We start from the raw sequence: 3519 nt of genomic DNA, 5'->3' as shown, positions 1-3519 counted from the left end.
CGCGTGAGATCGAGCACTTTCAAACCTTCCAGCGACGGTCCCTCAGGTGCAGCAAAGGACGCGCAAGCACCGTGATCTTCCCAATGCACCGAGGGTTCTGCCGCAATCGCCCTGCCCTGCGGATGCTCTGTCCAATCCTGCGGCAAACGCATCCACGCCGCACATCCGCCCGCCGCAACAACTGCACTTTCCAGTTCAACACCACTCCACATTAAAACGGCTTCAGCCACCGCAACGCGATCAGCTTTTGTACCTCAGACCAGCAAAGCCGCATCGCGATGATGGGGTGCATTTGTGTGCAACCGAATCCATCCATCGCGGCACTGGTAGTCCCCCGCAATCGCGTCCCAAAGCCCCGACGCGTCCCAACCATCAGGTCGCAAAGTCATATCAAACCAAAGCGACGCGAGCCGGCGATCAACTAAAACCTGATCCCCGTCCCCATTACAAAACCGCGCCAAAGCAACGCCTGCCAAACCGACCGACGCTTCCACGAAGTCCGACACTTTATAAAAAGATGGTAAATGCCCAGACCCTTGCACGCTGTAACTCGGAACAGTTTCACCAAACACTGCGGCGCTCAAATCACTCCAAAACGCATTACTCATACGGAAATGCTTTTGCAGCAATCCCCGCCACACCTAGTGCCACACGCACCGCACGTGCAATTTCAACCGCTTCGGGCGTATCACCATGCATACAAATCGTATCAATACGCGTCGCAATGCGCTTGCCGCTTTCAGCGACGATAGCGCCCTCGCTCACCATCTTGACCATGCGCGCGGCTGCGAGCTCGGCATCATGAATGACCGCTCCTTTCAGAGAGCGATCTACCAAGGTTGCATCATCATTATACGCGCGATCCGCAAAGATTTCAGCCGCGAAGGCAGTGCCTAATTCCTCGACAACCTTCTGTTGTTGTGTGCCCGCAAGCACCATGATGATCAGCTCGGGATCTACTTCTAAGGCCGCAATGTAACAGGCTTGCGCCATGTCGGCGTTCTCAGCACACATATTGGCCAGCGCACCATGCAATTTCAGATGACGCACACACCCGCCTGCAACTTTTGCCATCGCCTGCGCAGCACCCAGTTGGTAGCGTACCGCGTTGCCCAATTGATCGAGTGGCAAGTGCATCCGATACCGCCCAAAACCACGCAAATCAGGAAAGCCAGGATGTGCCCCAATGCCCACACCTTTTTCGACCGCTAACTTCATCGTTGTCGCCATCACATCAGGATCGCCCGCATGAAAGCCGCACGCGATATTAGCCGATGTCACTATGTCCAAAAGAGCGGCATCATTGCCAAGGCTCCACGCGCCAAAACTTTCGCCCATGTCTGCGTTCAAATCTATCGTCCGTGTCATATCTCTTTCCCCGAAATCGCGCCGCTGATCAATTGATACGACAACAAGTCTTGAATGTGCATGGGGTCGCGTAAAATCGGCACGCAACGTGCCCCCAATCCTGACCGCACTTTTCGCTCTGCCAATTCTGCGGCAATCCCGTCTTCACGGGTCACGAATTTAAACCGCAACTGCGTCCCTGCTATTGCCTGTGCAACGCGCGGTAAATCACAAGGCAAGATCGCAGCGATCCGTGGATAGCCGCCCGTTGTTTGACTGTCCGCCAAAAGGGCAAACGGTGCCCCCTGCCCCGGCACCTGAATATCACCCGGAATAACCGTTTCAGATGGAATCGATTGACCACCCGGCAAAGCAAAACTCATGCCTGTTTCCAACGCAACGCCTTGGCGGTTACCTCGTGCACTGCGTTCAAACGTCGTCTCCTCAAACGCGCGGCGCACATCATGCGAAAACAATCTTGTGTGCGCAGTCGCAACAACCCGGATCGGAGTCGAATTTTGCCGCACACTCGGCAGAACCAACCCTACGCGATCAGGCTTGGTATCTGTCCCAATCGCCAGTGTGTCGCCGACCTGAACCACATGTCCCAATCCTGCTCCACGATGTGTACTGGCAGAGCCATAAAAGCGCGGCGTTACAAACCCGCCACCAATCGCAAGGTATCCGTAAGCACCCGTTCGGGCAGTCTCAATCTCCAATACTTGCCCAGCCTCCACACAATGCACCCCGTTCCAAAGCAAGTGTGCATTATCAAGCGTCGCCCCCATCGGCGCGCCGGTTAAAGCAATGCGTGCAGGTGCAAGAACCTTAAACCGTCCGCCCATACCGGCCATTTCCAAAACAGCGGTGTCACGTTCCCCGATGAGCGCCCATGCCTCGGCCAACGCGCGCGTGTCCGCAGCACCGCCCCGCGATAGCCCCATGGCAAGTGTTCCTTCCCAACCCGCATCTTGAACCGTGACCGCAGGTCCGATTTTTTCAACAAGGATAGCCAAGATCATGATGTGACCTCAAACTTCGCACCACCAAATGGCGCCTTTAACAGCGCGTCAATCTCCGCGCGTCCAGCCTGCTCAAATCGAACTGCGTCACCTGCTTGCAATGCAAACGGCTCTGGGCGGTCCTTGTCAAAACACCTAAACGCCGTTTGACCAATATGACGCCATCCTGTCGGTGCCGTATTGTTGAAGATGATCAATTGACGCAAAGCCACAACTAGGGCCTGCGCAGGCACGTTTGGTGCAATTCCGTCCATACGAGGAATATCCCAATGCGGCTCTAAACTGCCCAAATAAGGCTGACCAGGTGCAAAACCTAATGTCAGAACATGCGTCGTCACCGCCGTTATTTGTGCAATTGCTTTTTGCTCGCTAATCCCAGCAAGCGCAGCCGCTTCCCCAAGCTGTGGTCCATCAAAGCAACATGGAATAATCCAGTGTCGTCCGTTACTGGATTGCGACACGAACCAATCTTGCGATGCAATTTGCTGTTCAATCCATTGAAGGGCCGCCCCCATGTTACCTTCGATATCTAGGCGCAAGAACACAGCCGTCAGAGACGCCGCGCTTTCGAGCACACCCGCAGGAACACTTGCGCTAACATGTCGATGAAATGTCAAAGCAGCCTGATTAATCTGCTCAGTCACCTCAGCTCCAAAACGCACCAAGACTCCGTCGATGCCAACAAAGACCAACTCAGGGAATCGCTGTGTGGTTTTCTTGTTCATGGCGCTCACTTCATGGAATTATGGGCAGTCCACCACGCCCTCACAACAAGCGCAAGCACCAGAGAGTCCCGAGTGATTCGTCTAAATGGATAGAATCAAACAACTTTCATGAAACTAAACGTTTGGCCCTCAAAAATTACTGAAGTAGATTATCCAACAAAATCATATAATTACATAAATTCGACGAAGCTTATTGCTAATTATCTTGCTCTAGGGCAGCCTCAAAGCACAGTATCGCTTGCCATAAACATGGCTTTCGCGGCATATCTTTACTTAATACAACGTATAAGGGGTCGAAAACGATCCCAGAGGCAGACACACAGGAAACCCGCAACGCACCAAATTGGAGCGATTGCACATTCGCAGACTAAGCAGATTTGTGACACAGGGCATCTGGCTTTTGTGAACGACTCTGCTTCTGCACA

The 3519-nt window shown here is 53.6% G+C and carries 4 protein-coding genes and 1 pseudogene; all 5 read right to left on the bottom strand.

The genetic code is table 11. The annotated features are described in order from the left end of the window. Positions 1-230, bottom strand: a pseudogene (locus QZ279_RS07040) (acyl-CoA transferase); the annotation flags it as partial. A 24-nt stretch (positions 231-254) separates the two neighbouring features. Next, positions 255-608 (bottom strand): hypothetical protein, encoded by a 354-nt coding sequence (locus QZ279_RS07035; protein WP_293449547.1) that lies wholly within the window; start codon positions 606-608, stop codon positions 255-257. Beyond that, positions 601-1368, bottom strand: coding sequence for a 5-oxoprolinase subunit PxpA (locus QZ279_RS07030; protein WP_293449545.1), 768 nt, complete (start codon positions 1366-1368; stop codon positions 601-603). The genes QZ279_RS07035 and QZ279_RS07030 overlap by 8 nt, the downstream gene beginning before the upstream one ends. Beyond that, entirely contained in the window at positions 1365-2369 is a 1005-nt protein-coding gene (locus tag QZ279_RS07025) for an urea amidolyase (protein ID WP_293449543.1), read from the bottom strand. Before QZ279_RS07025 ends, QZ279_RS07030 begins: the two co-directional genes overlap by 4 nt. Further along, positions 2366-3094: a carboxyltransferase domain-containing protein gene (locus QZ279_RS07020; protein ID WP_293449541.1), complete on the bottom strand. Its 729-nt coding sequence runs from the start codon at positions 3092-3094 to the stop codon at positions 2366-2368. Before QZ279_RS07020 ends, QZ279_RS07025 begins: the two co-directional genes overlap by 4 nt. Positions 3095-3519 lie beyond the last annotated feature (425 nt).

It is taken from the genome of Planktotalea sp. (assembly GCF_018607965.1).
In the GTDB taxonomy this organism is placed as follows: domain Bacteria; phylum Pseudomonadota; class Alphaproteobacteria; order Rhodobacterales; family Rhodobacteraceae; genus Planktotalea.
Note: the sequence above shows the minus strand (reverse complement) of the source record. Positions and strands in the feature narration are given on the sequence as shown.

Coding starts and splice junctions, on each gene's coding strand:
- QZ279_RS07035 (WP_293449547.1), bottom strand. CDS start 608: ATGAGTAATGCGTTTTGGAGTGATTTGAGCGCCGCAGTGTTTGGTGAA.
- QZ279_RS07030 (WP_293449545.1), bottom strand. CDS start 1,368: ATGACACGGACGATAGATTTGAACGCAGACATGGGCGAAAGTTTTGGC.
- QZ279_RS07025 (WP_293449543.1), bottom strand. CDS start 2,369: ATGATCTTGGCTATCCTTGTTGAAAAAATCGGACCTGCGGTCACGGTT.
- QZ279_RS07020 (WP_293449541.1), bottom strand. CDS start 3,094: ATGAACAAGAAAACCACACAGCGATTCCCTGAGTTGGTCTTTGTTGGC.